At 61.3% G+C, this 25,921-nt stretch carries 22 protein-coding genes and 1 tRNA gene; 17 read left to right on the top strand and 6 right to left on the bottom strand.

Annotated features, from left to right (window positions below; all coding sequences use genetic code 11):
• Positions 1-129: 129 nt before the first annotated feature.
• Positions 130-867 carry a response regulator gene (locus FYB92_RS12445; protein WP_003618344.1) on the bottom strand — a complete coding sequence of 246 codons (738 nt, stop codon included), beginning with the start codon at positions 865-867 and terminating at the stop codon, positions 130-132.
• Positions 868-991: 124 nt separating this feature from the next.
• Between FYB92_RS12445 and FYB92_RS12440 the strand changes: the two genes are divergently transcribed.
• The 11 genes from FYB92_RS12440 to thiL all read left to right on the top strand — a co-directional run bounded on the left by FYB92_RS12440 (position 992) and on the right by thiL (position 12,717).
• Positions 992-1,528 (top strand): sigma-70 family RNA polymerase sigma factor, encoded by a 537-nt coding sequence (locus tag FYB92_RS12440; protein ID WP_075632130.1) that lies wholly within the window; start codon positions 992-994, stop codon positions 1,526-1,528.
• Between the two features lie 127 nt (positions 1,529-1,655).
• Complete coding sequence (locus FYB92_RS12435; RefSeq protein ID WP_332828764.1) at positions 1,656-2,222, top strand: sigma-70 family RNA polymerase sigma factor; 567 nt, start codon at positions 1,656-1,658, stop codon at positions 2,220-2,222.
• A gap of 168 nt (positions 2,223-2,390) precedes the next feature.
• Positions 2,391-2,576 (top strand): NepR family anti-sigma factor, encoded by a 186-nt coding sequence (locus FYB92_RS12430; protein ID WP_040511681.1) that lies wholly within the window; start codon positions 2,391-2,393, stop codon positions 2,574-2,576.
• Complete coding sequence (locus FYB92_RS12425) at positions 2,577-4,388, top strand: sensor histidine kinase (RefSeq protein ID WP_408902369.1); 1,812 nt, start codon at positions 2,577-2,579, stop codon at positions 4,386-4,388.
• A 96-nt stretch (positions 4,389-4,484) separates the two neighbouring features.
• A complete protein-coding gene (gene cydD / locus FYB92_RS12420) occupies positions 4,485-6,203 on the top strand; it encodes a thiol reductant ABC exporter subunit CydD (RefSeq protein ID WP_075594964.1) in 1,719 nt (572 codons plus the stop codon).
• The gene (gene cydC, locus FYB92_RS12415; protein ID WP_247065877.1) at positions 6,203-7,900 is read left to right on the top strand and encodes a thiol reductant ABC exporter subunit CydC; all 1,698 of its coding nucleotides are present in this window, start codon (positions 6,203-6,205) and stop codon (positions 7,898-7,900) included. The genes cydD and cydC overlap by 1 nt, the downstream gene beginning before the upstream one ends.
• A 152-nt stretch (positions 7,901-8,052) precedes the next feature.
• Positions 8,053-8,427, top strand: a complete 375-nt coding sequence (locus tag FYB92_RS12410) for an OmpA family protein (protein WP_332828763.1) — start codon at positions 8,053-8,055, stop codon at positions 8,425-8,427.
• Positions 8,428-8,488: 61 nt separating this feature from the next.
• Positions 8,489-10,327, top strand: coding sequence for a DNA helicase RecQ (gene recQ / locus FYB92_RS12405; RefSeq protein ID WP_075624181.1), 1,839 nt, complete (start codon positions 8,489-8,491; stop codon positions 10,325-10,327).
• A gap of 218 nt (positions 10,328-10,545) precedes the next feature.
• Entirely contained in the window at positions 10,546-11,052 is a 507-nt protein-coding gene (gene nrdR, locus FYB92_RS12400; protein WP_003618354.1) for a transcriptional regulator NrdR, read from the top strand.
• Positions 11,053-11,138: 86 nt separating this feature from the next.
• On the top strand, positions 11,139-11,690 hold the full coding sequence (nusB, locus tag FYB92_RS12395; protein WP_075624174.1) for a transcription antitermination factor NusB: 552 nt from the start codon (positions 11,139-11,141) through the stop codon (positions 11,688-11,690).
• 43 nt (positions 11,691-11,733) lie between these two features.
• Positions 11,734-12,717, top strand: coding sequence for a thiamine-phosphate kinase (gene thiL, locus FYB92_RS12390; RefSeq protein ID WP_332828762.1), 984 nt, complete (start codon positions 11,734-11,736; stop codon positions 12,715-12,717).
• 212 nt (positions 12,718-12,929) lie between these two features.
• Here thiL and FYB92_RS12385 read toward each other — a convergent pair whose 3' ends face one another.
• The gene (locus FYB92_RS12385) at positions 12,930-14,099 is read right to left on the bottom strand and encodes a hypothetical protein (protein ID WP_062808725.1); all 1,170 of its coding nucleotides are present in this window, start codon (positions 14,097-14,099) and stop codon (positions 12,930-12,932) included.
• A 150-nt stretch (positions 14,100-14,249) separates the two neighbouring features.
• On the opposite strand from FYB92_RS12385, the gene FYB92_RS12380 reads away from it, so the two are divergent.
• The 4 genes from FYB92_RS12380 to FYB92_RS12365 all read left to right on the top strand — a co-directional run bounded on the left by FYB92_RS12380 (position 14,250) and on the right by FYB92_RS12365 (position 17,123).
• Positions 14,250-15,068 carry an SDR family NAD(P)-dependent oxidoreductase gene (locus FYB92_RS12380; RefSeq protein ID WP_332828761.1) on the top strand — a complete coding sequence of 273 codons (819 nt, stop codon included), beginning with the start codon at positions 14,250-14,252 and terminating at the stop codon, positions 15,066-15,068.
• Positions 15,069-15,291: 223 nt separating this feature from the next.
• Positions 15,292-16,272 carry a glucokinase gene (gene glk, locus FYB92_RS12375; protein WP_192264704.1) on the top strand — a complete coding sequence of 327 codons (981 nt, stop codon included), beginning with the start codon at positions 15,292-15,294 and terminating at the stop codon, positions 16,270-16,272.
• 47 nt (positions 16,273-16,319) lie between these two features.
• Positions 16,320-16,448 (top strand): hypothetical protein, encoded by a 129-nt coding sequence (locus FYB92_RS12370; protein WP_264986177.1) that lies wholly within the window; start codon positions 16,320-16,322, stop codon positions 16,446-16,448.
• Between the two features lie 327 nt (positions 16,449-16,775).
• Entirely contained in the window at positions 16,776-17,123 is a 348-nt protein-coding gene (locus tag FYB92_RS12365) for a hypothetical protein (protein WP_003618367.1), read from the top strand.
• Positions 17,124-17,176: 53 nt separating this feature from the next.
• On the opposite strand, the gene msrA is transcribed toward FYB92_RS12365, so the two are convergent.
• From msrA to FYB92_RS12345, 4 genes are all read right to left on the bottom strand, one after another.
• On the bottom strand, positions 17,177-17,725 hold the full coding sequence (msrA, locus tag FYB92_RS12360) for a peptide-methionine (S)-S-oxide reductase MsrA (protein WP_332828760.1): 549 nt from the start codon (positions 17,723-17,725) through the stop codon (positions 17,177-17,179).
• Between the two features lie 185 nt (positions 17,726-17,910).
• Positions 17,911-20,607, bottom strand: a complete 2,697-nt coding sequence (locus tag FYB92_RS12355) for a valine--tRNA ligase (RefSeq protein WP_192264702.1) — start codon at positions 20,605-20,607, stop codon at positions 17,911-17,913.
• Between the two features lie 653 nt (positions 20,608-21,260).
• Positions 21,261-22,700 carry a TolC family outer membrane protein gene (locus FYB92_RS12350; RefSeq protein ID WP_040511690.1) on the bottom strand — a complete coding sequence of 480 codons (1,440 nt, stop codon included), beginning with the start codon at positions 22,698-22,700 and terminating at the stop codon, positions 21,261-21,263.
• Between the two features lie 126 nt (positions 22,701-22,826).
• Positions 22,827-23,525 carry a protein-L-isoaspartate O-methyltransferase gene (locus FYB92_RS12345; protein WP_062809837.1) on the bottom strand — a complete coding sequence of 233 codons (699 nt, stop codon included), beginning with the start codon at positions 23,523-23,525 and terminating at the stop codon, positions 22,827-22,829.
• A 185-nt stretch (positions 23,526-23,710) separates the two neighbouring features.
• Here FYB92_RS12345 and FYB92_RS12340 point away from each other — a divergent pair.
• Together FYB92_RS12340 and FYB92_RS12330 are read left to right on the top strand one after the other, a co-directional pair.
• Positions 23,711-23,784: transfer RNA gene (locus FYB92_RS12340), tRNA-Cys, on the top strand.
• 271 nt (positions 23,785-24,055) lie between these two features.
• Positions 24,056-25,144, top strand: coding sequence for a tyrosine-type recombinase/integrase (locus tag FYB92_RS12330; RefSeq protein WP_408902400.1), 1,089 nt, complete (start codon positions 24,056-24,058; stop codon positions 25,142-25,144).
• Positions 25,145-25,921: the final 777 nt, after the last annotated feature.

Raw genomic sequence — 25,921 nt, 5'->3', positions numbered from 1 at the left:
TACGGTGATCGGCCGCAGGCAGTTACAAGGTCAGTCCAGTATGGTCGGCCCGGACGCGTTCATCAGGATTTCGGGTCCAGAACGCTGGTTTCAGGGGCGCTGCTTTCAAGTGGGCTGGTTCGGGGCGTGTTAGCTTAGGGGCAGGCCACCACTGACTGCCTGATACGTTGCGATCGCCAGTGTCAGGGGCTCAAACGGTTTGGTGATGACAAAGGCGGGTTCAATGCGTTCCCCCGTCAGCAGGCGTTCGGGATAGGCGGTGACGAAGATCACGGGAATGTTCTGCTGTTGCAGGATCTGCGATACGGCCGCCATGCCATCACCCCCCGCACCAAGGTTGATGTCGGCAAGGATGAGGCCGGGACGTGTGCGCGTCGCGATTTCGATGGCTTCCTTTTCCGTTGCGGCGACACCGGCGATCCTGTGTCCGCATTTATGGACCAGTTCTTCGATATCCATCGCGATGATGGGTTCGTCCTCGATGATCAGGACATTCGTCTGCGCGCATGAACGCAGGCCGGAATATGCATGTTCCAGCGTGACGCGCGCCGTATCTTCGTCCAATCCCAGAACGCGCGCCGCATCCGCAAGGCTCAGTTCCTCAAGTGCGGTCAGCAGCAGCAGTTGCCGGTCCAGTACCGTCAGCTCGCCAGTGGCGCACTGCGCGGTGGAAGACATGTAATGGCGCGATATCCATTGGTACAGGCGCAGGCGCGGGCGCAGGGTGGGATCATCGACGGCGATAAGTTCACGCAGACTCTCGGCCACGAGGAGATCCCCCCGTGACTGGCTGCCGGACAGCGCCCTTGCATAGCGTCTGGCGTAAGGAAGGGCGCGGAGCAGATCTTGACGCCGGGAAAGCGGCATGTGGACTTTATCCCCCCGAAGAAATTGTTACACCATAAACCATTACGGCGTTAGGCTGCCTGACCAAGGAGAGTTGAACACACTGACCCAGAGCATATCAGCCAATACGCAGAGCGTAACCCAACTGCGCAAGGAGATCATGTCTCTTTTGCCGCAATTGCGGGGCTTTGCCAGATTTTTGACCGCGGAGGTGTCCTCCGCCGATGATCTTGTGCAGGAAACGGTCCTGCGTGCGCTGGCCGCGCTGGATCAGTTCCAGCCGGGCACGAACCTGCGTGCGTGGCTTTATACCATCGCGCGCAACCTTTTTTATGAAACCGCGCGCAGGCGCAGGCGTGAACGTGATGTGATGTCTGATTACGCCGCAAGTCCCGACCTTGCGCGTTCCGACGCACCCGCCAGCCGTGGCGATGACCTGCGCGACCTTGATGGGGTGATATGGCGGCTGACGCCCCGCCTGCGCGAGGCGCTGTTGCTGGTGGGGGTGCAGGAAATGACCTATGCGGAGGCGGCGGACGTATGCGGCGTAAGCGTCGGCACGGTCAAGGCGCGGGTGTCGCGCGCGCGGGCGCAGATCATGGTCATGGTGAACGCCGCGCGTGATGGCGCGGCAATGCCCGATCTGTCCGGTATGTCCCCACACGACGATCCCCCGGAATAAGGGGCAGGGGACGGCCGCTTTGGCACCATGGGGCGTGGGGTGGGCTACAACTCACGGTTATGTTACAATGCGGATGCAACCCTTTTCCCGGCCCGTTCATTGGACGGGTATGAAAGGGGACAAGACAATGACAAATGACTTTCACGACCAGGTGATAGCACTCCTGCCCCGACTGCGGGTTCAGGCCCTGTCCTTGACGCGTAACCGCGCGGCTGCTGATGACCTTGTGCAGGACGCCGTGTGCAACGCGCTATCCGCGCAGCACAGCTTTACCCCCGGAACGAACTTTCCCGCATGGATGCACCGTATCCTGCGCAACCGCTTTATCTCCGACCTGCGCAAGAAGCGCGAAACCGGCGATATCGAGGATGTTCCCACCGCAGCGCTGGCATGCAGCGGCGCGCATGAGGAACGCCTTGCGGTCAAGGAACTGGCCAGCGCGATGGACCGCCTGCCCGCCGATCAGCGCGAGGCGCTGGTGATGGTTGTCATGCAGGGCATGAGCTACGAGGAGCTTGCCGAAGCCAGCGGATGCGCCGTTGGCACCGCCAAGAGCCGCGTTTTCCGCGCCCGCCGCCAGCTTGAGACATGGCTTGAAGGTGAGGAGCAGAGCACGGAGACGGTGCGCCTGCGTGGAGTCGTCGCCCGCCTGCGTCAGGGGGGCGTCGCCCGCGACGAGCTTCGCTCGCGCTAGGGGTATTGGTTACCAATTCTTAAAAATGGCACTTTGAATTGTGATCAAAATGTGGCACGGGAGGAGGCGGGGTCTTGGTTGTTCCCGACTTCTTTCGGAAAATAGATTGCAACTGCGATGCTTATCCGAAGTTTGTGGGTAGATGAATATAAGCTTCGGGATGATGAGATGCCGTTAAAGGAGAACTGTCCTCCTAGGCAACAACCAGATAAAAAAAGCAAAAACAGTTCGGATGATGCATTCGAACTGTGGTTGAAGCGGGGACTGCACCAATTGTTCGATGATGTGGCCAACGAACCGGTACCTGACGAACTGCTGCGCTTGATAGAAAACGACCGCGAGCGTAAAAAATAGATGAACACCATGTTCCGCCGTTCCGCCCCCAGGAATGGCGAGGGCAGGTCGTACCGCACCCTTCTTCGTATCGGGCGTATGTTCGATGCGGTGCGGGTGCGGATGATGGCCATCATCCTGTTCGCGGCAATGCCCATCGCCCTGATCGGCGCGGTGCAGGCATGGCGTAATTATCACAAGACACTTGCCGCCCCCGGTTATCGTACCGACATGACGCTGGAGCGCGTTAACCTCGAAATCCGTCATGAGGTCGATGACCTTGGCAGCATGCTGCGTGTCGTCGGCCATATGGCGCTTGATGACGAAGGTATCCGGCGCATGCTGGAACTGGCGCAGTCCCTGACGGGGCATCATTATGACCAGATCGCGCTGGTGGATGCGTTGGGCAACATCGTGACGCAGGTGGGGCGGACAGAGGGCGCGCATCGCCTTGTCCTTGACGACATGCCTCGTTTCCAGGGGGACGTGCGTGTCTCCTATATCAATGGCGGGGCGGAGTCCCACAACCTTCCCATCGCCTTTCGCGTGACCGTTGCAACCATGATCGGCGATGGCAGCGGCCACCTTGCCCGTAGCGGGTTCCTGACGGCCATCATGCCGCTGTCGTGGGCGGACCGGAAGCTGCGTCCGGGTGATCCCCGGCTTGATATCGTCGTGCGCGACAATCCGGTTGCGATATGGGTGCTCAACCCCGACGGGTCCGCCGCCGCCCCCCTGTGCGGGGATTGCGACTGGCCCCTGATGCCGTCGGCCATGCTGCTGGGGCGGGTGCAGCGGATCATGCGCAATGGGCATGACCATGCGCGTGGCACCCTGCCTGATGGCGCCTTCTCCCTTGGCCGGGTGGAAGGTGGTGTGTTCGTGCTGGCCGCGACGCGGCGCAATGCAAAGGAACGCCATGCGGTGCTGATGTTCGCCATTGCGCTGGTCAGCAGCGGGCTGCTGTTGCTGACGGGGTTGCTGGGTGCTTCGAAAAGCGCGGATGTGCTGATTGTCTCCCCCCTGCGCAAGCTCACCGCGTCGGTCAATCTGTGGCAGCTTGGCGGTGTGTATGATGTGCGTTCCAACTGGGCGATGCCGTTCGAGGTGCGCCAGCTTGCCCATGCCTTCAGCAAGGCGACACGCCGCCTGGCGCGCCATGAACGTCGGCTGGAACGTGCGGCCGTGCGGCAGGAGCTGCTGCTTAAGGAAATGCACCACCGGGTCAAGAATAACCTGCAGATCGTGGCCTCCCTGCTGAACCTGCAGGCCGGGCGTATCACGCAGCCCGCCGCGCGGGAGGAGTTCGCGCAGGCGCGTGACCGTGTGCGCGCGCTGGCGACGCTGCATCGGTATCTGTACGCCGAAGGTGGGTTGTACAACCTGAATATGCAGAGTTTCGTGCGTGAACTGTGCGGTCAGATCATGCATGCGATCGGGGAGGCGGATGACGGGCGCATCACCCTTGATATCCAGGTGGAAGACCTGCTGATGGTTCCTGATCAGGCGGTGCCGCTGGCCCTGATCGTGACGGAGGCGGTTAGTAATACCATAAAATACGCCTTCCCCGATGGTGCGCGCGGCACGTTGGAGGTCGGGTTGCGTCAGGTGGACAGGATGCGCGCCTGCCTGTGGATCGCCGATGACGGCGTGGGCATGGCGGCGGGGCGCGTACGGCGCGGAAACGAGGAACGTAGCGGCATCGGGCTACAGCTTATCCGTGGTTTCGCCCGGCAACTGGGGGGGGAGTTGCAGATGTTCGAGGAAAACGGCACGCGTTATGTGCTGGTGTTCGTCCTGCAGCAGCCCGAACCCGATCAGGATGATATCTGAGGGGTAAAAATTGCATGGCTGCCCCATGCCAGCGTTACACCCCCATGGGGCCTGATGACTGTCCCTGATCCGGTTCATTCGGTATAGGGAGCGATCATGAGTGATGACAAGACAGTGATGAAGGCGTGGACGCGGGCGCAGTCACGTCTGGGGCGCAGGCAGGCCATGCCGGTCGTGTGCCTTGGCCTGATCTCCAGCATGCTGGGCGCGGGGCAGGTATGGTGCGTGGCCAATGTGCTGGGCCATGTGCTGCTGCCGTCCGGTGCGGGGATATCTGCGCAATGGTCCCTGATGGGGCTGGTGGTCGCAGCGGTGCTGCGCGCCGTGTGCCAGGCGCTTTCGGACATCGCGGCGGCACGCGCGGGCATGCATGCCCGCAGGCGGCTGCGTGGCGATGTCGTGTCTTCCATCCTTAATGGCGGTCCCGCCCTGCTGCGTCAGCATCACAGCGGCGCGCTGACGGCGCTGACGGTGGACCGGATCGAGGCGCTTGACGGTTTCTTCGCCCGCTGGCTGCCTGCATCCGTGCTGTGGATGGCCGCGCCCTTCATCCTTGGTGTCATCGCCGCTTTCGTGCAGCCCGGCTCGGCGCTGGTCATGGCGTTGTGCGGGATCGCAGTGCCATTCGGGCAGGCGCTTTTCGGGATCGGGGCGGCTGTTGCCTCACGCAACCAGTTCCTTGCGATGCAGCGGCTACAGGCGCGCTTTCTTGACCGTGTGCGCGGGATTGCGACCATCGTGCTGGCCGGGCGGACGGAGGACGAGGCCCGCAGGCTGGCTGCTTCCGCCGATGACCTGCGGCGGCGCACGATGAAGGTGCTGCGTGTGGCGTTCTTGTCTTCGGCATCCATTGACTGTGCCATGGTCGTGGCCTTGGTGGTCATTGCGCTGCGCAACGGGGCGGCGCTGCTGGCGCTGCACCAGTCGGGGGCACCGGCGGCGCAGATGACGGAAACGGCGGTACGCGCCCTGTTCGTGGTGCTTCTGGTGCCGGAATTCTTTGCGCCGTTCCGCGGGCTGGCGCTGGCGTATCAGGATCGTGCCCATGCCTCTGGCGCTGCGGCGGCGATGCTGGCACTGCCGTCCGCAACCCAGGTCCGCGCGGCGGAGGAGACGGTCCTTGACGCAGGTGGACACCACGGTGTTGGCGTGCGTTTCGAACATGTCGATTTCACATGGGATGCCGCGCGCGGCCCCACCCTGCGTGATGTCAGCTTTAGTGTGCCCGCCGGTCAGACGGTGATCCTTGCCGGGCCTTCAGGTTCGGGCAAGTCGAGCCTGATTGAAATGCTGCTTGGCTTCATTGCCCCGGCGCGGGGACGGGTGCTGCTGAATGATACGGACATTACGACGATCCTGCCGCAGGCGTTGAGCGAGATGATCTCATGGATCGGGCAGAAGCCGGTGCTGTTTGCGGGTACCTTGCGCGAAAATATCCTGTTCGCCCGTCCCGACGCGGACGAAGGCGCGGTGCAGGCGGCAATCCGTGCCGCGTCGGTTGATCGCTTTGCCGAAGGGCTGCCACAGGGACTGGAAACCCGTATCGGCGAAGGTGGGTTCGGCCTGTCGGGTGGGCAGGCACAGCGCATCGCGATTGCGCGGGCTTTCCTCAAGGACGCGCCGCTGCTGCTGCTGGATGAACCGACATCGCATCTCGACCCCGCGACGGAGGCAGACGTCTTCGACTGCCTGCGCAGGTTGGCGCAGGGCAGGACGGTCATCCTTGCCAGCCATTCGGCGGCGGTGGGCACCTTTACGGGGCAACGGGTCGATCTTGACCATGGACAGGTGATTTCAGGGGAAACGGCGGCATGATGCGTTCGCGCACGGAACATCGTCACCATACCGGCCGGCGGGGGCATGTCCTTGCGCCTGTCCTGACGATCCTGTCGATCTGGAGGCTGCGCGCGCCGTTGCTGACGGCGGGGTGCATCCTGTCGCTGCTGGCGCTGTTATGTGGCCTGTTGCTGACGCGTGAGGCGGGGATACGTGTCGCGGGCATGGCGATGGGCGGCATCGTGATTACGGTTGCCGCACTGCGTGTGCTTGGCATCGCCCGTGTTGTCATGCGTTATGTGGAACGCCTGGTGACACATGACGCGATGTTCCGCGCGCTGGCGGATGTGCGTGTGTGGTTTTTCCGCCATCTGGCGCGGGGTGCGGCGGCAGGGCTTGGTTTCCGTCGTGCGGGCGACCTGCTGTCGCGGCTGGTGTCGGATGTGGAGACGCTGGACGGTCTGTATCTGCGCATCTTCGTGCCGCTGGCTGGGGCGCTACTGGTGCTGCCGTTCCTGTTCATTGCAATCAACCTGGTCAATTCGCCGCTGGCCATCGCCATTACCGTGCTGTTCGCACTGGGGGCGTTCGTACTGCCCGCATGTGCCGCCGTGCTGGCGCGGCGTGATGGCGGGCTGGTCAACCACCATGCCGCACAATTGCGTATTGGTGTGCTGGACATGGTCAGCGGCCTGCGTGAAATCCGTACTTTTGGGGCCGAAGGGCGCATGCTGGCGCATGTCACGGCGCGTGACGACGCCCTGTTCCGCGCACAGATGCGCCAGTCACGTGCGCTCGCGCTTGCAGGGATGGCATCCTATCTGTGTGGGCAGGCGGCGGTGGTCGTGGTGCTTGCGGCGGCGCTGGGTATCGGCGGCATGGGGCCGCTGGCCCCGCTGCCTGCGGCAGGTGTGCTGTTCCTGACGGTTGCGGCGTTCGAAAGCATCGGCGGCCTGACCCGTGCCGGTGCGCTGGCGGGAAATGTGACGCGCGCGGCAGAGCGTGTGGTGGCCGTTGATATCCCCCCCCATGCGGCAATCGCGCAGGGGAATGCCCCGGCCCCGGCGGGTACGGATATCCGGTTTGAAAACATCCATTTCCGTTGGGACAGCGATCGTGTGCCGGTATTCGACGGCCTGTCGCTGGATATTCCCGCAGGCAGCCGTGTGGCCGTGCTGGGACCGTCGGGGGCGGGCAAGTCCACGCTGGCGGCACTGTTGCTGAAGGTCGTGTCCCCGGATGCGGGGCGTGTGCTGCTGGGTGGGGTTGATATCGCGACCATCGGTGATGATGCACTGCGGCAGCGCATGGCGTGGCTGTCGCAGGCAACGCACCTGTTCGAGGATACGATTCGTGCAAACCTTCTGCTTGGGCGGCCCGATGCCTCTGATGATGATTTGTGGGTCGCGCTGGACCGGGCGCGGGTGGGGGATCTGGTGCGTGACATGCCCGAGGGGCTTGAGACATGGCTTGGCGAAGGGGGCGCGCGTGTTTCCGGCGGGCAGGGACGGCGCATCGCGCTGGCGCGGACCCTGCTGTCGCAGGCGCCGATCCTGATCCTTGATGAACCCGCCACCGGGCTGGATGCCGGGACGGAACAGGAATTCCTGCGCACCCTGAACGAAGTGACGCAGGGACGCACCGTCATCCTGATCGCCCATCGTTTGACGGGGGTGGAAGAACTGGATCAGGTATGGCGTATTTCTGGCGGTCATGCCGTCACGACAGCGCAGTAATGGGCGTCGTGTGGCCGGAAAGGATTGACGCAGGCAGGCGCAGCGGGCACGAAGTAGCGGAAATTAGGGGTCATATCGTACCTGCGTAACAATAATGGGGCGCGGCCGCGACGATCCCGTGTAAAATATATTTTTATCAGGAGTGGTCCATCATGCGTCGCCTGTCTCTCCTTTTGGGTCTTGGTCTTCTGGCGGGTTGCGCGGGGGGACATCCCGCGAAGTTCGTTGTCTTCTTTACCCAGAATTCTACCCAGCTCGACACCCCTGCCCAGACGGTCATTTCCCAGGCGGCGCAGCGCGCGCTGGCGCATAATGCCACGGTCCGCGTCGAAGGCTATGCCGCGGCGTCCAAGGATCTGTCGGCTGATGAACTGCTGGCGATCGACCGCGCCAAGATCGTGGCCCGCCAGCTTGCCGTTGATGGCGTGGATGCCAGCCGCATCCGCCAGCAGCCCCGTGGCCCCGTGAATAACGAGGACGGCGCCCTTGCATCCCGTCGTGTCGAGATCGAGGTCGTCCGCAACTGATCCCCGCCGCAATGAGGCCGCCGGTGACGTGGGCCCTGCATGTGGTGGCGGGTCTGTGACGATGGCCGCGGATATCGACATGTCCCCGCGCGGCATATTGTCGCGTGTCTTTGGCTTCCCTGATTTCCGCGGCCTGCAACAGCAGGCGGTGGATCAGGTCATGGCGGGGCAGGACTGCCTCGTCCTGATGCCGACCGGTGGCGGCAAGAGTGTCTGTTACCAGGTGCCCGCGCTCAGTCGCCCGGGCACCGGTCTTGTCATCTCCCCCCTGATCGCATTGATGGACGATCAGGTCGCGGCCCTGCGCCAGCTTGGCGTCAATGCCGGCGCCCTGCATTCGGAGCAGGAGGCCGATGACGCGGCGCGTGTCCGTTCGGACCTTGCGTCGGGGCGGCTGGATATCCTGTATGTCTCGCCCGAGCGGCTGCTGTCGCCGGGAATGCTCGAACGTCTCTCGCGGTTGACATTGTCGGTCATCGCGATTGACGAAGCGCACTGCATTTCCGCGTGGGGGCATGAATTCCGTCCCGAATACCGCGCGCTTGCGACCCTGCCGGACCATTTCCCCGGTGTGCCACGCATCGCGCTGACCGCGACGGCAGACCCGCGCACGCAAAGCGATATCCTCGAAGCCCTGGCGATGCCTGATGCCACGGTGCTGAAGGCAAGTTTCCATCGCCCCAACCTTGATGTCGTGGTGCGTCCCAAAACATCGGAAATGCGCCAGCTTGTCGGCATCCTTGACCGGCACAAAGGGGAGGCGGGCATCGTCTATTGCGGCAGTCGCAACAAGACGGAGCGGATTGCAAAATCCCTGTGCGATCGCGGCTATGTCGCGCTGGCGTTCCATGCGGGCCTGTCACCGGTGGAAAAGCGCGCCGCCCTGATGCGGTTCCGTTCGGGGGAGGCCGTCATCATCGTGGCCACCATTGCGTTCGGCATGGGAATCGACCGTCCTGATGTCCGCACGGTCGTGCATCTGGACATGCCATCCTCGCCCGAGGGATATTATCAGCAGATCGGTCGCGCCGGGCGTGATGGGGAGGCAGCCGAAACCGTGCTGCTGTACGGGGGGGACGATATCGCCCGTGCCCGTTACTGGCTGGAACAGTCAAATGCCCCCGAGGCCCAGCGCCGGATCATGAGCGCCCGGCTGGAGGCGATGATTGCTCTGGCCGAGACGACAGGATGTCGGACAGAGGCGCTGTTGGCATGTTTCGGCGAACGTCTGGAACAGCCTTGCGGGCATTGTGACAACTGCCGCAACCCCGCAGTGACATTTGATGGCACGGTTGCGGCGCAGAAAGTGCTGTCGGCCATTTATCGCACGGGGCAGCGTTTCGGGGCGGTACATGTGGCTGCCGTCCTGCGTGGCAAGACGTCCGACATGGCCACACGGCATGGCCATGACCGGCTGAGTGTCTATGGCATTGGCAAGGACCGGCCGGAGGCCTTCTGGCGTGGTGTGATCCGGCAGTTGATTGCCCGTGGCGCGATTCGTGTGAGTGGCGAATATAATGCGCTTTCCCTTGACGAAGCACGGGCGCGTCCCATCCTGAGGGGGGAGGAGGTTGTCTCCCTGCGCGAGGATGCGACCGATGACCTGCGTGCGGCGGCGGCAGGGGAACGACGTGGCGGCAGCGGCCGGTTCGATCCCGACACGCTTGCGCCAGAGGTGGCGGCGGTGTTTCGCGCGCTCAAGGCGTGGCGGCTGGGGGAGGCGCGGGAACAGGAAATCCCGCCTTATGTGATTTTCCACGATGCCGTGCTGCATGACATCGCACAGGAACATCCCACCAGCCTGCATGAACTTGGCACCATAAAGGGGGTCGGGTCGTCAAAGCTGGAACGTTATGGCGATGCGGTGTTGCAGGTCCTGTCCGAAACGCCACTGACCTGATGGGGCGAAAGTAACATCCTGCGATCAGGATGAAGTTCTTGGCGGTGCTTTTTGAAAACAGCGTCCGGGATCGTCGTATTTTTTTGAAATGGGGTGTCCGGGAACTGTTATTACTGTTTTCAATGCGTTATTTTGAAACAGTTTCCAATGGATGATGAATGCGCGCGCCCTCAGGGATCCCTGGGGCGCGGCATTCCTGCCTGAATTGAGTGGTTGCCATGCGTTGTCCGTTTTGTGGACATGAAGATACCCAGGTCAAGGACAGCCGCCCGCATGAGGACGGGGCCGCGATCCGCAGGCGCCGCATCTGTGCATCATGTGGGCAGCGTTTCACGACGATAGAACGGATTCAGTTACGTGACCTTATCGTCGTCAAGGCCGATGGCAGGCGCGTGCCGTTTGAACGTGACAAGCTGGCCCGTTCCGTACGCATCGCCCTGCGCAAGCGCCCGGTGGACGAGGAGCGTATCGAACGTATCGTCAATGGCCTTGTCCGTCATCTTGAGGCGGCGGGAGAGCCGGATATCCTCTCGGTCGATATCGGACGCAGGGTGATGGAAACTTTGCGGGAAGTCGATTCGGTTGCTTATATCCGCTTTGCCAGCGTGCATTGGGATTTCAGGGAAACCAAGGATTTCGCCGCGATACTGGAGACGATCTCCACCTCGGTTGCGGCGGATACGGCCCCACGGGAAGGGGATGACCCGCCAATAGGGGACAAATGACGGCGAAAGCCTATGGACCCCATGCGCCAAAGAGGCGATGAAGCCCAGCATTGCGCACGACGCCCGACAGGCAGGAGAGAGTTGAGATGACACAGACAGGCGCCCCCGCCCCCGATGACACCCCCCGTAACGACAGGAACAGGTCACGCACGGCATCGCGTGTGGGCGCGGTGCAGGCCCTGTTCCAGATCGAGCAGGGGGGCGATAACGCCGAAAATGTGGTGTCGCAGTTCACCCATCACCGCCTGCCGACCGGCAAGACGTCGCTGGGTTATGCCGAAGGGCAGGTGCCCGATGCCGATATACGCCTGTTTACCGCCATCGTGCGGGGCAGTGTGGCCCGGCAGGCGGATATCGACGCGATGGTGGCGGATGTCCTGCCTGCCTCCTGGCCGATGGATCGCCTTGATCCCGTGCTGCGCGCGCTGCTGCGTGCGGCGGGCGGGGAACTGACGGCGCAGGACCCGGCACCCAGCCGCGTGATCATCAATGAATACATGGATGTCGCGCACGGTTTCTTCTCTGGTGACGAACCGCGCATGTTGAATGGCGTTCTCGATGCGATGTCACGCCGTATCGCGGGGACGGATGCTGCGCCTGCGACTCCGGCGCCCGGTGCGGAACCTTCGGCCATCTGAGCCACATACGCGACGGCACGGGGGCGCAGGGAGGGACAAGGCGATGTCCAGTCACCCAACAGGGGAAACAGGTGCCGTGCCTGCGGAATTCGGCTTTATCGGGCGCATCTTCCGCCCCCTGGCGGGTGAAGGTGCGCTCGACCTGCGGGATGATGCCGCCGTCATGACCCCGCCCCCGGGGCGCGAAATGGTGATGGCCGTCGATGCAATGGTCGAGGGCGTGCATTTCCTGTCCGATGACCCTGCCGACACGGTGGGGCGCAAGCTGTTGCGCTGTAACCTGTCCGATCTTGCCGCCATGGATGCGACGCCGCTTGGCTATCTGCTGACGGTGGCGCGGCCCCGGCATCTTGCGGAGGCATGGTTTGTGGCCTTTGCAGGGGGGCTGCGTGTGGATCAGGATGCATACGGGCTTGGCCTGCTGGGCGGGGATACGACCTCAACCCCGGGGCCTGTGGTGCTGTCGCTGACGATCGTGGGGCATGTGGCCCCCGGATGCGCGCTGCGCCGCACGACGGCGCGTGCGGGCGACGGACTGTGGGTGACGGGCACCATCGGTGATGGGGCGCTGGGGCTGCTGGCGCTGCGTGGACAGGTGCCGGATCCCGACCATGCCCTTGCCGCGCGCTATCGCCTGCCATGCCCGCGTCTGGGGCTTGGGTTGCATGGCATTGCCTCGGCCGCGATGGATGTCTCGGACGGCCTGGTACAGGATGCCGGCCATCTGGCGCGGGAAAGCGGGCTGGGCGTGGTGATCGAGGTCGATCAGGTGCCGCTGTCCGATGCCGCGCGGGCGGCGGGGCCACAATGGCGCGAAACCTGCCTGACGGGTGGCGATGACTATGAACTGCTGCTGGCGGTGCCACCTGATCATGAACAGGCCCTGTTGGCGCGTGGCCGCCATCACGGGGTGCGTATGACGCGCATCGGACGGTTCGTCGATCCCACGGCTGGGACCGGTGTCAAATTATATGATGCGCAGGGGAATGTGGTGAAAGTCGCGCGGACAGGGTGGAGCCATCTTTAGCCGCCATGTGGCTGGCGGGCGTCCTGAAGCGGTGATCTAACAGGCATGATCCCCAACATCAGCGGCTCTTGGTGACGCTTTTTTCCCAACTGCCGCGCGCCATGCTGCATGTGGGGAAATACACTCCCGCCCCGCGACCCCTATCGGTTTATGATATATTATTTCAAAGGGCCGCCGGGATCGTGATGGGCGATGGAAATGGGGTCTGTGGCCTATAGGTCATCATCCGTCAGGGGACGGTCATATACGCGGTAACGTTTGTAGGGATGCGGCGTGATCCGTTCGATCAGGCGGCGGATCGGCAGGTTGCTTTCCAGAACCCAGCCAAGTTCCACCGTGCGGTAAGGCAGGGTACGACCGCGCTTCATCAGTTCGGAAATCGCCAGTGCGGGCATGATCGCGCCAAGTGCCGTGCCCTCCAGCCGGGAACTGACGCCCAGCAGGATGACGCGCGCGGAATGGAATTCATGCCGCAGGAGCCGCTTGCCGAGTTTCAGCCATCCCACCGGTGACGGCGCACCGCCAAGATCGGCGGAGATGTCATAGACATTGGGCACCACCAGCGCGAAGGCCACCGGGTCGCCATCCTGTTCGATCAGGACATAATGTTCGGGCTTCAGCAGGGGGCGAAGCTCGCTGATCATGCCGTTCATCTCGTCACGGGTCAGCGGGAGGGAACCCCAGTTGTTGCGCCATGCGTCATTATAAAGCCGACGCAGGGTTTCCCCTTCTTCGTGCAGGCGGCTCATGTCCAGCCCGCGTGTGGTGATGCTGCCCAGCCGGCCTTCGCCCATCTTCAGGCTGGAGGGGACAAGGTGCGCTTCCTCCGCATCGGGGCCGGTGAAGATGCGGTAGGCGAGGAGGTCTTCGCGCCGGATCATGCCGCATGCTTCCATCATGGCGGGCATCCAGTGCGGGTGCCACGGCATGGCCACCATGGGCAGTTCGTGCTGCCCCTCGATCATCATCCCGAACTCGCCATTGCTGTTGGGCGTCTGGGGGCCGCGCATGACCTTCATCCCGCGTTCACGCAGCCATGTCGCCGCCGCGTCGATCAGTGCGGAAACAACGCCAAGGTCATCCACCGCGTCCAGCGCCCCGAAGAAGCCGACCTGTTCACCTATATGGTCGATGGCGACGGGGTCGATCTGTGCAGAGATGCGGCCCACGGCCTGTCCGTTACGGGTTGCAAGGAAATACTGCGCCTGCCCCCGGCGGAAAAACGGGTTGCGGGTGGGCAGCAGCAGGTCGCGCTGCACCATGTCAAGCGGTGCCACATATCCCGGCAGCCCTGCATACAGCAGGCGCGGTAACTGGATGAAGGTGGTCATCTGACGAAAACCGGAAACGGGAATAATGACAAGTTGGTCGGCTTCGTTCATGACCTGTCCGCAGCTTCCTGACTGTGCTGGCGTCAACCGTTGCCGCGCCGGGGCATGGCGTGGCGGAGATGCCCGCGAGTGGTGTAGAAGGTTGAATAACCCGTTCGTTGTGCTGATGGCACAAAATGGTGGTGGAAAGGAAGACAGACAATGGAATCACAGCCCAGCCAGACCATGAACGGGGCCCCCGGACGGGCGCTGATTACAGGTGCGTCGGGGGGGATCGGCGCGGAACTGGCGCGGCTTTATGCACGACGGGGATGGAATCTTGTGCTGTGGGGTCGGGATGCGACCCGGCTGGAGGCAATTGCGCGGGACTGTCGCCAATGTGGCGTGAATGTCATGGTGCGTGCGCTTGACCTGCAGGACGGGCGTGCCGCCATCGCCGCCTATCGCGAGGATGACGCGGCCATGCCCATCGACCTTGCGATCCTTGCGGCGGGGCTTGGCGACATGAAAACACCGGACGAGGTGACCGAAAAGGCGGAGATGGTGCTCGAACTCGGGCTGGTTAATTATGCCACGCCGTCCGCCATGGCCGCCGCGGCGGCAGAGGCCATGGTCCGGCGCCGGCGCGGGCATATCGTTCTGGTGGGGTCGGTTGCGGCCTTTCATGCCATCCCGTTCGCCGCCGCCTATTCCGGGTCCAAGGCCGGGCTGAAGCGTTTTTCGGAATCGCTGCATATGGCGCTTGCACCGCATGGCGTGGGGGTGACGCTGGTATCGCCCGGATTTGTCGATACGGCGATGAGCCGCCGTGTGGTGGGATTCAAGCCATGTTTGCAGACCCCGGCCGCCGCCGCGCGACAGATTGCCGGGGCGGTGGAACGCGGGCAGGCGCATCTGGTGTTCCCGTTCCTGTTTTCCATCCTGCGCCTGGTGGATGCCATCGTGCCATGGCCGCTGAAGCGATGGATATTGTCGCGACTGAAGGCCGGGCAGGTGCCGCGTGGGCAGATATCCCAATAATGGGCAGGAAAAGTAATATTATTGTGATATTGTGCCGGAATTGATGGGATAACGTGACTTTTATCAATGTCATTCGTTCCCCCCTGCCGTAGCTGGGGGCGTAACCCATGATTATTTTAGAGGATCTGATTTGACGGGGACGGGGCCTGCGACGTTTCATGCCGTACGCAACCCCTGCACCCCCGAAATAAGATTGCCTGCTGACTGCGGAGAGTGATCCCACATGAAAGAAATCGTAGCCGTCGATATCGGGGGAACCCATGCGCGTTTCGCGCTGGCCCACGTGGAAGGCGGCCGTGTCGTCAGCCTTGGCGAGGCGACGACCCTGAAATGTGCTGAACATGCCAGCCTGCAACTGGCGTGGGAGGCGTTCGGTCGTGTGGTGGGACGTCCCCTGCCACGTGCGGCGGGCATTGCCGTGGCCTGTCCCATCAAGGGCGATATCCTGAAGCTGACGAATAACCCATGGGTCATCCAGCCCGCGCAGCTTGGGGCCAAGCTCAGTATTGACGAACATGTGCTGGTCAATGATTTCGGCGCCGTCGCGCATGCCGTGGCACAGGTTGGCGAAGAAAGCCTGCAACATGTCTGCGGCCCGGATATCCCCCTGCCCAAGGAGGGGATCATCACGATCGTGGGGCCGGGCACCGGGCTGGGTTCGGCCTATGTCGTGCGGCGCAAGGGTGGCTATTTCGTGTGCGAGACCGAGGGGGGGCATATAGATTTCTCCCCGCTTGATCAGTTCGAGGACCGTATCCTTCAACTTCTGCGTCTGCGTTATCGGCGGGTGTCGGTCGAACGCGTGGTGTCGGGGCCGGGTCTTGCCAACCTGTATGAGGCGATTGCGGAAATCGGCAACCTGCCGGTGCGCACGCGTGATGACAAGACATTGTGGACCATGGCGCTTGACGGCAGCGATCATGTCGCGGGGGCCGCGCTGGAGCGGTTCTGCCTGTCGCTGGGCACGGTTGCGGGCGACCTGGCGCTGGCGCAGGGCGGCGGCAGCGTCGTCATCGCCGGTGGCCTGGGCCTGCGTCTGGCCAAGCATCTCGGCGCTTCGGGCTTTGCTGAGCGGTTTGTGGCCAAGGGACGCTTCGAAAGCCTGATGGCTGCGATGCCGGTCAAGCTGATTACCTACCCCCAGCCTGGACTGCTTGGCGCGGCAGCCGCGTTTGCCGAAGCCTATCGCGATACTACGGCCTGAAGACAGTTCTCTTTACCATCCGACGTCAGATGCGTCAGGAACGGGCGGTGGGGATCATCCTGCCGCCCTTTTTTATGGCAGGTTTGGGGATGGTGCAGTCTGAAAACAGTGCAACAACAAGAGTTTTCCTGAAGCCGGGAGAGATTGGAAAACCATTTTTGTTAGAGACTGTTTGAAAAGTCAGACTCGATAACAAACTGAAATTATAAAGGTTTTTGGTGAAGCTTTTTCTAAAAAGCTTCAGAAGACGCTGCCTTTTTGAAATAAGGTAGCACCCAAAAACTTTTCCTGTCGGCAGGATTTCTCCTGATCGTTCCTGCTATATCATCATATGGGCTTTGTTATTATCGCACCTGATATAATTTATTGTAGGGATGGGTGTCTGTGAACATGCCTGTTCTGGTGGGGGCTGCGGCGCGGACGGGTGCCAACCCTTCTTCATCAGGTGCGCAGTTGGTACGGAAACGATAGAAGTGTCAGGACAAGCCGATGGAGAAGACCCGATGAACCTCAAGCCAATCCTTGATGCCTATGCCGCGCTGTCCGCGCAGATGGACCAGAGTTCCAGTGGTGTGCTGGAAATTGCGGCCTTGTTGAAAGAGGGCGCAAAGAACCAGGACCCGCAGGCAGTCGCCTGCATGAAGCTGGTGCAGGAGCTTGCAGCCTCGCATGAGGCTGAGCACCAGAAACTTGCGGGATTGTGGCGTGAACTCAGCACGGCCATCCCCACCTTGCCGAAATATCCCGAAGATGGCGTCAACGGGGTCGCGGTGGAACAGGCGCAGTCCCCACGGCTGGGGCTGAGGTCATTTTTTGACGGGCTGATGGATGGCTTTGATCCCAAGCCCTGATGCACGGCCAATGCCACCTGTCGCCAGATTGCGGCGCTCAGGTGGCATGATCTTCAGGTATGTACCAGCCGGTCGCGGAACAGCTTGCGGATTTTCGCGATCTTGGGCGGGATGACTGCACTGCAGTAAGGGTTGCCGGGATTTTTGGCGAAATAGTCCTGATGATAGGTTTCAGCAGGATAGAAATGCTCCAGCGGAACAATCTGCGTTACGATGGGATCGGGCCACAGCTTTTGCGCCGTCAGTTCCGCCCACACCTGATGGGCGATCTGTGCCTGTTCAGTGGACAGGGTAAAAATGGCGGAGCGGTACTGCGTGCCGACATCGTTTCCCTGCCGGTTCAGGGTCGTGGGATTATGCAGGGCAAAAAACATGCCCAGCAGGTCGCGATAGGACAGGATGGCAGGATCGAATTCGATCCGCACGACCTCCGCATGTCCTGTTCTGCCGGTGCAGACCGCTTCATAAGTCGGGTCGGGCATATCGCCACCGGCATAGCCAGGTTCGATAGAAAGCACACCGCGTATTTCACGCAAGGGGGCTTCGATACACCAGAAGCATCCACCGGCCAGAACGGCTGTCTCTGTCTTGTGCTGTGTCATGGGGGGCTTCCTGCCTTGCCTTGAAAACAATAAAGATGTCTGGTGAAGCGTTTTTCAAAAAGCTTCAAAGGACGCCTTGTTCTTCAAAAGAGTCCCACCATAAACACCTGATTTTCATCGAACGGCCGTTTTCGAACCGTCCGTGAAAGGTTGGGGACGCCGCAGGATGCCCTGCGACGGCACGATCAGGAAATGCGCGCCAGTGCGGCATCAAGGCGCACGCGTTCCGCACGGAATGCAGCCAGGCGTTCGCGGTTTTCCTCCACCACTTCGGGCTTGGCGCGGGCGACAAAGTCCGCATTGCCAAGCTTGCGCTCGACTTTGGTGATTTCCCCATCGACCTTGCCGCATTCCTTTTCCAGGCGCTGGCGTTCCTGCGACAGGTCGATAATCCCCGCAAGCGGCAGGATCAGTGTGGCTTCGTCCACCACCAATTGCGCCGCACCCTGCGGCATGTCGCCTTCCAACGGCAGGACTTCGGACACGCGGGCCATACGGCCGATCGCCTCGGACCATTTTTCAGCGCGCGCCACTGTTTGCGCCGAGGCATCGCGCAGCAATACGGGGGCAAGGCGTGACGGCGGCACGTTCATTTCCGCGCGCACGGTACGGATTTCGGTAATGAAACGGACCAGCCATTCCATTTCCGCCCCGGCCTGCGCCGCATCGGTCACGGTATCGGGCTTTGGCCACGCGGCCTGCATCAGGCTGCCTTGCGCGCCATAGCCAAAGCGGTGCCAGAGTTCATCGGTGATGAACGGCATGACCGGTTGCAGCAGGCGCAGGATCAAACCCAGCACATGCGCGGTGACGGCACGGGTTTCTGTCGCCTCTGCCGTGTCGCCTTCCGTGTTGAAGACAGGTTTGGCGAATTCAAGGAACCAGTCGCAAAAACAGTTCCAGACAAAGCGGTAGCATACGCCGGCATATTCATCGAAACGGAAGGATTCCAACGCCGCCGTGGCATCCGTGATCGCGCGCCCTGCCTCTGCCAGCAGCCAGCGGCCCAGTGGTGAGGTAACGGTGGCGGGATTGAAACCGGCCACCGGGGCGACGCGGTTCATTTCGCAAAAACGTGCGGCGTTCCACAGCTTGGTGGTAAAGGAACGGTATTCCTCCACCTTCTTGCGGCCCAGCTTCACATCACGGCCCAGACCCGTCAGGGCACAGATCGTAAAGCGCATGGCATCCGCGCCATAGGTGTCGATCATCTCCAGCGGGTCGATGCCGTTCCCCTTGCTTTTTGACATCTTTTGCCCGCGTTCATCACGGACCAGCCCGTGGATGAACACCTTGCGGAACGGCACGTCCTTCATGAAATGCAGGCCCATCATCATCATCCGGGCAACCCAGAAGAAGATGATGTCAAATCCCGTGACCAGTACGTCCGTCGGGTAATAACGCGCCAGTTCGGGTGTCTGGTCCGGCCATCCAAGGGTGGAGAACGGCCACAGCGCAGAGGAGAACCACGTGTCAAGTACGTCGTCATCGCGTGTCAGGACCTCATCACGGCCATAATGCGCGCGGGCCTGGGTTGTGGCATCGGCCTCGTCATGGGCGACGAACACGTGTCCATCCGGGCCATACCATGCCGGGATGCGATGGCCCCACCACAACTGGCGGCTGATGCACCAGGGCTGGATGTCGCGCATCCATGCAAAGAAGGTGTTTTCCCACTGCCGCGGCACGAATTCGACACGCCCTGTCTCCACCGCCTCGATCGCGGGGGCGGCAAGGGTGGCTGCATCGCAGTACCATTGCGTCGTCAGCCGGGGTTCAACCACTGCGCCACTGCGTTCGGCATGGGGAACCTGGTTTGTGTGTGGCTCGATCTTTTCCAGCCATTCCAGCCGTTCAAGCTCGGCGACGATGGCCTTGCGCGCCTCGTCGCGCGGCATGCCCTGCAACGTGCGGACAAAGGCCGGATCGGCGATGCCCGCTTCGGCGCGCAGTTCGTCGCTGATTTCCTCCAGCGTGATGCGCGCGTCCGCGTCCAGCACGCTGGGCATGTCGAGGTTATGGCGACGTCCGACCTCGAAATCGTTGAAATCATGCGCAGGCGTGATCTTCACTGCGCCGCTGCCCTTTTCGGGGTCGGAATGCTCATCCGCCACGATACGGATGCGCCGTCCCGTCAGCGGCAGGATTACCGATTGCCCCACAAGGTCGGCATAGCGGGCATCATCCGGATGGACCGCCACCGCCATGTCGCCCAGCATGGTTTCGGGCCGGGTGGTTGCCACCGTAATGGTGCGGCCGGGCTGCCCCTCAACAGGATAGCGGATGTACCACAGGCTGCCACGCATTTCCTTGTTATCGACCTCAAGGTCGGAAATGGCGGACCGGAATGCCGGGTCCCAGTTGACAAGGCGCCGGTCGCGATAGATCAGCCCCTCGCGGTACAGGGTTACGAACACTTCGCGCACGGCCTTCGACAGCCCCTCATCCATCGTGAAACGCTCACGCGGCCAGTCGAGGGAGGAGCCAAGGCGACGCAACTGCGTGGTGATGCCGCCGCCAGACTGCGCCTTCCAGTCCCACACGCGTTTTTCGAAAGCCTCACGCCCCAGTTCCTGCCGCGACGTGCCTTCCTTTTGCAGCATGCGTTCAACCACAAGTTGGGTCGCGATGCCTGCATGGTCGGTGCCGGGCTGCCACAATACGTCGCGTCCCTGCATGCGGCGCCAGCGGATCAGCGTATCTTGCAACGTCATCGTCAGGGCATGCCCGACATGCAGCGTGCCCGTGACGTTGGGGGGGGGGATCATGATGGTATAGGGGCGGTGCGGACTGTCTGGATCGGCGGCGAATGCTCCGCATCCCTCCCATAATGCGTAAAGGGAGGTTTCTGTCTCGCCGGGGGAGAAAGACTTATCGAGCATTGCTAAAAACCAGATCCACCTAAATCAGACGCAGGGCGCACGACATGTCCGCCGCACGCAGATATACCCCAATCCGCCACGAAAGAAACGGCGCAAGATGTCCCGGCGATCAAGGGGCGATCAAGGTATGATGACGCGACGTGCCAGAAACCTGCTGTCATATGGCTCGATTGCACTGTGGCGTGGGGGGGAGGGGAGGCTTGGAAACAGCGCGATTGATAAGGAACTGCAAAAATCTGGGATGTTGATTTTTTAGAGACTGTTTGGAAAGTCAGGCTCGATAACACACTGAAATTATAAAGGTTTTTTGTGAAGCTTTTTCTGAAAAGCTTCAGAAGACGCCGCCTTTTTTGATCAAAAGGCGGCACCCAGAAACTGTTCTTGTTTTTTATTAATGACTTGTTTTCAAACAATCTCTTGGAAAATATAATATTTTCGAATGATTTTTAAAAAATCGTTGCCAGAAGATTTCATTGTCCCGATGGATTGCTTGCCCGGGCTTTTAACCTGCCCCCAGAGCTGGCCCGGACACCCATCAGCCTGTTCTTACTCTTTGGGAAGCAGGATTTCACGGCAGGGCGTCTCGATATGGGAGTGCAGGTTGTCAGAAGCTGTTGATGCAGAGTCTTCTTTCAACAAGGCCATTCCGCCATTCAGCGTCCCGGTTCCTTGACAGCATAATCGCTGATGCCCCACAGCCGGTCATGCACGGCCTTGTAATATGCTTTTTCGTTATAGAGCGGCACATCCAGGTTCAGGTCGCGCGCCGTCAGCCGCCCGATCGCCGCGACCTCCTGATAGGAGGCCTGCACGAGGCTGCCGAGACTCATGACAAGGGCGACCTGTGCCTGCAACAGGGTTTCCTGCTGCTGCAGGACCGCAAGCGTCGTGCCAGTGCCCACAATGGCCTGCCGCTCCACCCCGGCAAGGGCGGAGACATTGGCGGAAATCGCCTCGCGGTTGCTGGTGATGGCCGCGCGGTTTGCAAGGATGCGCTGCCAGCTTGCCTGTGCAAGCTGTATGGCGCTGCGGCGCTGGACTTCCACCGCGCGGTGGGCCTGAATGACCTGCTGCTTTGCGGCGCGCACGGCCGCATATTCGCTCCCCCCCTGATAAATCGGGACCGAGGCGGAAATGAGCGCCATTTTGTTATCGTAGTTGGAGCGTCCTTCCTCCTGATTGATGTCGTGGGCGTAGCTGGCCTGCGCACTGATGGAGGGGAGGAGGGCCGCGAAGGCAACGCCTACCGCGTCCTTGCGCGCGGCTTCGTCAAACAGGGCGGCAATGACGTTTGGGTTGTTTTCCACCGCGCGTGTGGTGGCATCCTGTTCCGACTGTACCGGCAGGACAAGTGGCTGTGGCGGTTGCAGGTCGTCCGGGGCCTCGGCCCCCACCACCTGCTGGTAGGTTGCGCGCGCCGCCTCCAGCGTGCCTTCGGCCTGCTGGCGTGTGGCCCGTGCGGCGGACAGTGCGGCAAGCGCCTGCGCCACATCGGTATGTGTGATTTCGCCCCCACGCGCACGTAGCTCTGTGGTGTGGAGCTGTTCTTGATACACTTTTTCGTTATTTATATCGATTTCAAGGATCTGCTGATCCTCGATCACGCCGACATAGGCGTTGACGACATCTGTAAAGACCTGCTGTTCGGTCAGGATCAGGCGTGCGCGTTCAGCCATCACGTCATGTACGGCCCGGTGGGTGGAGGCCGTGGTGCGTCCGCCGGTATAGATGGGTTCGCTGATATTCACCCCTGCGCCATAGCCGGGCAGGTCATAACGGCGGCTATAACCGTTTCCGCCGCTTTCGGGCGCCATCATCATGTTGCCGCTGTAATAGCTCATGTTGGCGGTGCCGGTAATCGTCGGTCGCCATCCGCCCAGGGCGGCGGGAACCTGCTCATCCGTCGCGCGCAGGGTGGCGCGTTCCCTGCGCAGGACTGGATTGCTCAGATACGCGCTGGCCAGTGCCTCCTGAAGGGTGTGGGGAACCGCGACAGGCGCCGATGATGGCGGGGGGATGGGCCTGCGTGCCAGTGCGGTGCCCGCATGCAGGCTGGCGGCAAACCCGATTCCCGCGACCCAGTATCCCTTCATGTAATATCCCCAGCGTCGGCCCATGACGCAGGCGTGCCTGCCTGCGTGGCAGACACTATCTTCAGGATATTGCAGTCAGGTTAACCACCTCCGGCAATGGGTGCGATATCGGGTGCAGCATTGTATTCAGGCATAGGCCTCGAACGAAAATGCGGGGGCAGGGGCAAGTTCCGGCAACAGCGGCACATTCGCGTCGAATATCGTGGATGTTGCGCTGCCATCCTTTGTGGGGGTCACGATGCATACCGATGCCACCCCGCCTTCGGGCCAGACAGGGGCGACGATCCGTCCATCGGGTGCGCATTGCGCAACGATGGCCTGCGGGATGGCGCGGACCGCACCGTCGATCAGGATGAGGTCATATGGTGCATCACCCGCCAGCCCGGCCGACAGGGGGCCGATATGCCATGATACATCAGGTGCGAACGTCCGGCACAGGGATTGGCCGATGGCAGCAAGGGTCTTATCGGATTCTACCGCATCAATCCGCAGCCCCTCCTGCATTGTACAGGTCAGCGCGACGAGGTAGCCCGTCCCCGCAGCCACCACCAGCACACGTTCGCCTTCACGCGGGGCGGCGGTCTGTAACATGCGTGCGATCACGCGTGGCTCCGTCAGGGCCCGTCCATCCGGCAGCGGCAGCGACTGGTCCGCATATGCGAATTCCCGCAGGGATTCGGGGGCGGCAAGTTCGCGCGGCACGCGGCGCATGGCGGCGATGACGCGTGGGTCGTTCACCTGCGCGGGCCGGATCTGCGCATCGACCATGCGCTGGCGTGCGGCCTCGTAATCAAGGGGGGGATGTTCGATAACGTGCTGGTTCATGGCCTTCCCTTCCATCGGCTCCCTGCAGGCAGGGACGGCGATCCGTGCAATCGCGACGGGTGCGTAATTTTTATTTCCCGCATGTCCTGTTCTATTCCCGCTTTTCATGTCTGCCTAGCAGGTGGCCCGCACACAACGGCTTGACCTGCGACGCGATAAAGGAGATATAGCCCTTGTCCCGGTAAGGTCCGGTGGCAGAGTGGTGATGCAGCGGACTGCAAATCCGTGAATGTGGGTTCGATTCCCGCCCGGACCTCCAATCCTTCCATGACAGGGAAGGACCGTTGTTGACATATTCCCCGAAAAACAGACGTTTTTATCGCATAACTGTGGACATGCGATGACATGGGGAGTCACTGAATAATGCAGCTTATGGGGGTATCCGTGGGGGTATCGTCAAAAGGGCGGGGGTATCAATGCTGACGGACGCTGCCGTCAGGCGTGCCAAGCCCCAGGAAAAGCCGTACAAGATACCCGGCTCGGGTGGTTTGCATGTTCTGGTCAAGCCAAATGGCTCACGCCTGTAGCGACTGAAATATCGCTTTGGCGGCAAAGAGAAACTGCTTTCGATCGGCGCATATCCCGAGGTTTCGCTATCCGGTGCCTGCAAGGCGCGAGATAGCGCGAAGGAGGAATTACGCGCAGGACGGGATCCGTCACTGACAAAAAAGCAGCGTCGCGCCGAGGCCGCCTGTACCAAAAACCATCTCCGATCGGTTGGAGAGGCATGGTTGAAAATCAAAAAACCGGTCTGGAGCGAGGTTCATTCGCAAAATGTTGAATATACGCTCCAGCGGTTCATCTGGCCGAAACTGGGCAATATCCCCGTGACCGACATCAGCCCGCCCATGGTGCTGGAGGTTATAGAAGGAATCGGCAGGACAGGGTCACGGGACACTGCGCAGCGCGTCCGGCAGCGACTATCGGCGATTTTCATTTATGGCATCGCCTGCGGCCTCGGTCATTCTGATCCAGCAGCAGTCATCAAGGAGGCGCTGCCACCTGTCCAGAAAGGCAATTTCCCCGCGATCACCGATCTGGAGACCCTACGCGGCCTGCTGCGGACGATCGAGGATATACCGGCCCATCCAGTGATGCTGCTGGCAATCAGGTTCCTGGCGCTCACTGCCGTTCGTCCAGGAGAGGTGCGCTCCATGCCCTGGACCGAACTCGACGGGGATACGTGGCTGATACCAAGCGCACGGATGAAAATGCGGCGTCCGCATCTTGTTGCGCTGTCGCGTCAGGCGCAGGAAACGATTGATGCAGTCAGGACCCTGACAGGTCGGGGACCGCTTGTTTTCCCGAATGCCCGGTGGGCTCATAAGCCGATGTCGGACAACGCGATGAGCATATTACTGAAACGCGCAGGATTTGCGGGCATACACGTTCCGCACGGATTTCGATCATCGTTTTCGTCGATCATGAATGAGAAATATCCGCAGGACAGGGCAATCATTGACCAGATGCTGGCGCATGTGTCTCAGGACAAGGTCGAGGCTGTCTATAATCGGGCAGAACATCGGGACCGAAAACGACAACTGGCGCAAGATTGGGCCGATATGCTGCTGGATGGTTTTTGCCGTCCAGCAGACTTGCTTTCCCATCGACGACGCTAATGCCACCCTCTCCGCAGACAGAACGCCCGGTCAGTCAGTGTCAGATCATCGCCGACGGCACGACCGGCGTACGCGAAGCGCACTGATTCACGTTCCCATTCTCGACCAGTTCCATCACCCGTTTCTGCAAGGCCGACATTCTCCTTCCTCCTTAACCGCCTGTCCGTATCAATGATGCAGAGGCAGACAGGCGGCAGTCGCCCTCATGTCGGACATTTGCGGGTGGCTGAGAGTTCGCAAAACCGGGCATTGGTGAAGTTCCGCCAGCCTATTTTCCATCTGGTATCCGCGCGCGGTTTTTGCTATATATTAAATACGGTTCGGCTAGTTCCGCTCACTGAGCTGGACTTTCCCACAAAATCATGATCCTCCCAGAAATCGCTATGGTAGAACTATAGCACGGATCACCCGCGCACATGCAAAGCCCACCCTGACCCGGCGGGCTTTTTTGTGTCTGCATTTCAGGACATGTCATGTCGAATACCAACCAGCATCTCGCCCTGACATGTTGCATGAGCGAACACCAACTCGTCAGCGTCGTCAGATGCTATCTGCCAAGCCATAAAACCCTTAACCGGACAGAAGATCTGGTTAGATCAGCTTCGGGGCTGCGGAAATAGCTGGGGCTAGGCGTCTCTCTCTGACTACGTGCTGATTAACTTTTTAGCTTATCTGTCGCATCAAGCCACAGGAAATGAGGAAGTATGTCTGGATCGAATCGTCCTTATAATCCGTCCCACACTCCGTCGCCGTCAGAAACACCACGGGCTCCCAGCG

The organism is Novacetimonas sp. GS1 (genome assembly GCF_036686925.1).
In the GTDB taxonomy this organism is placed as follows: Bacteria; Pseudomonadota; Alphaproteobacteria; order Acetobacterales; family Acetobacteraceae; genus Novacetimonas; species Novacetimonas hansenii.
This window is presented reverse-complemented; position numbering and strand designations above follow the sequence as displayed.

Coding starts and splice junctions, on each gene's coding strand:
- FYB92_RS12445 (WP_003618344.1), bottom strand. CDS start 867: ATGCCGCTTTCCCGGCGTCAAGATCTGCTCCGCGCCCTTCCTTACGCC.
- FYB92_RS12435 (WP_332828764.1), top strand. CDS start 1,656: ATGACAAATGACTTTCACGACCAGGTGATAGCACTCCTGCCCCGACTG.
- FYB92_RS12430 (WP_040511681.1), top strand. CDS start 2,391: ATGCCGTTAAAGGAGAACTGTCCTCCTAGGCAACAACCAGATAAAAAA.
- FYB92_RS12425 (WP_408902369.1), top strand. CDS start 2,577: ATGAACACCATGTTCCGCCGTTCCGCCCCCAGGAATGGCGAGGGCAGG.
- cydD (WP_075594964.1), top strand. CDS start 4,485: ATGAGTGATGACAAGACAGTGATGAAGGCGTGGACGCGGGCGCAGTCA.
- cydC (WP_247065877.1), top strand. CDS start 6,203: ATGCGTTCGCGCACGGAACATCGTCACCATACCGGCCGGCGGGGGCAT.
- FYB92_RS12410 (WP_332828763.1), top strand. CDS start 8,053: ATGCGTCGCCTGTCTCTCCTTTTGGGTCTTGGTCTTCTGGCGGGTTGC.
- recQ (WP_075624181.1), top strand. CDS start 8,489: ATGGCCGCGGATATCGACATGTCCCCGCGCGGCATATTGTCGCGTGTC.
- nrdR (WP_003618354.1), top strand. CDS start 10,546: ATGCGTTGTCCGTTTTGTGGACATGAAGATACCCAGGTCAAGGACAGC.
- nusB (WP_075624174.1), top strand. CDS start 11,139: ATGACACAGACAGGCGCCCCCGCCCCCGATGACACCCCCCGTAACGAC.
- thiL (WP_332828762.1), top strand. CDS start 11,734: ATGTCCAGTCACCCAACAGGGGAAACAGGTGCCGTGCCTGCGGAATTC.
- FYB92_RS12385 (WP_062808725.1), bottom strand. CDS start 14,099: ATGAACGAAGCCGACCAACTTGTCATTATTCCCGTTTCCGGTTTTCGT.
- FYB92_RS12380 (WP_332828761.1), top strand. CDS start 14,250: ATGGAATCACAGCCCAGCCAGACCATGAACGGGGCCCCCGGACGGGCG.
- glk (WP_192264704.1), top strand. CDS start 15,292: ATGAAAGAAATCGTAGCCGTCGATATCGGGGGAACCCATGCGCGTTTC.
- FYB92_RS12365 (WP_003618367.1), top strand. CDS start 16,776: ATGAACCTCAAGCCAATCCTTGATGCCTATGCCGCGCTGTCCGCGCAG.
- msrA (WP_332828760.1), bottom strand. CDS start 17,725: ATGACACAGCACAAGACAGAGACAGCCGTTCTGGCCGGTGGATGCTTC.
- FYB92_RS12355 (WP_192264702.1), bottom strand. CDS start 20,607: ATGCTCGATAAGTCTTTCTCCCCCGGCGAGACAGAAACCTCCCTTTAC.
- FYB92_RS12350 (WP_040511690.1), bottom strand. CDS start 22,700: ATGAAGGGATACTGGGTCGCGGGAATCGGGTTTGCCGCCAGCCTGCAT.
- FYB92_RS12345 (WP_062809837.1), bottom strand. CDS start 23,525: ATGAACCAGCACGTTATCGAACATCCCCCCCTTGATTACGAGGCCGCA.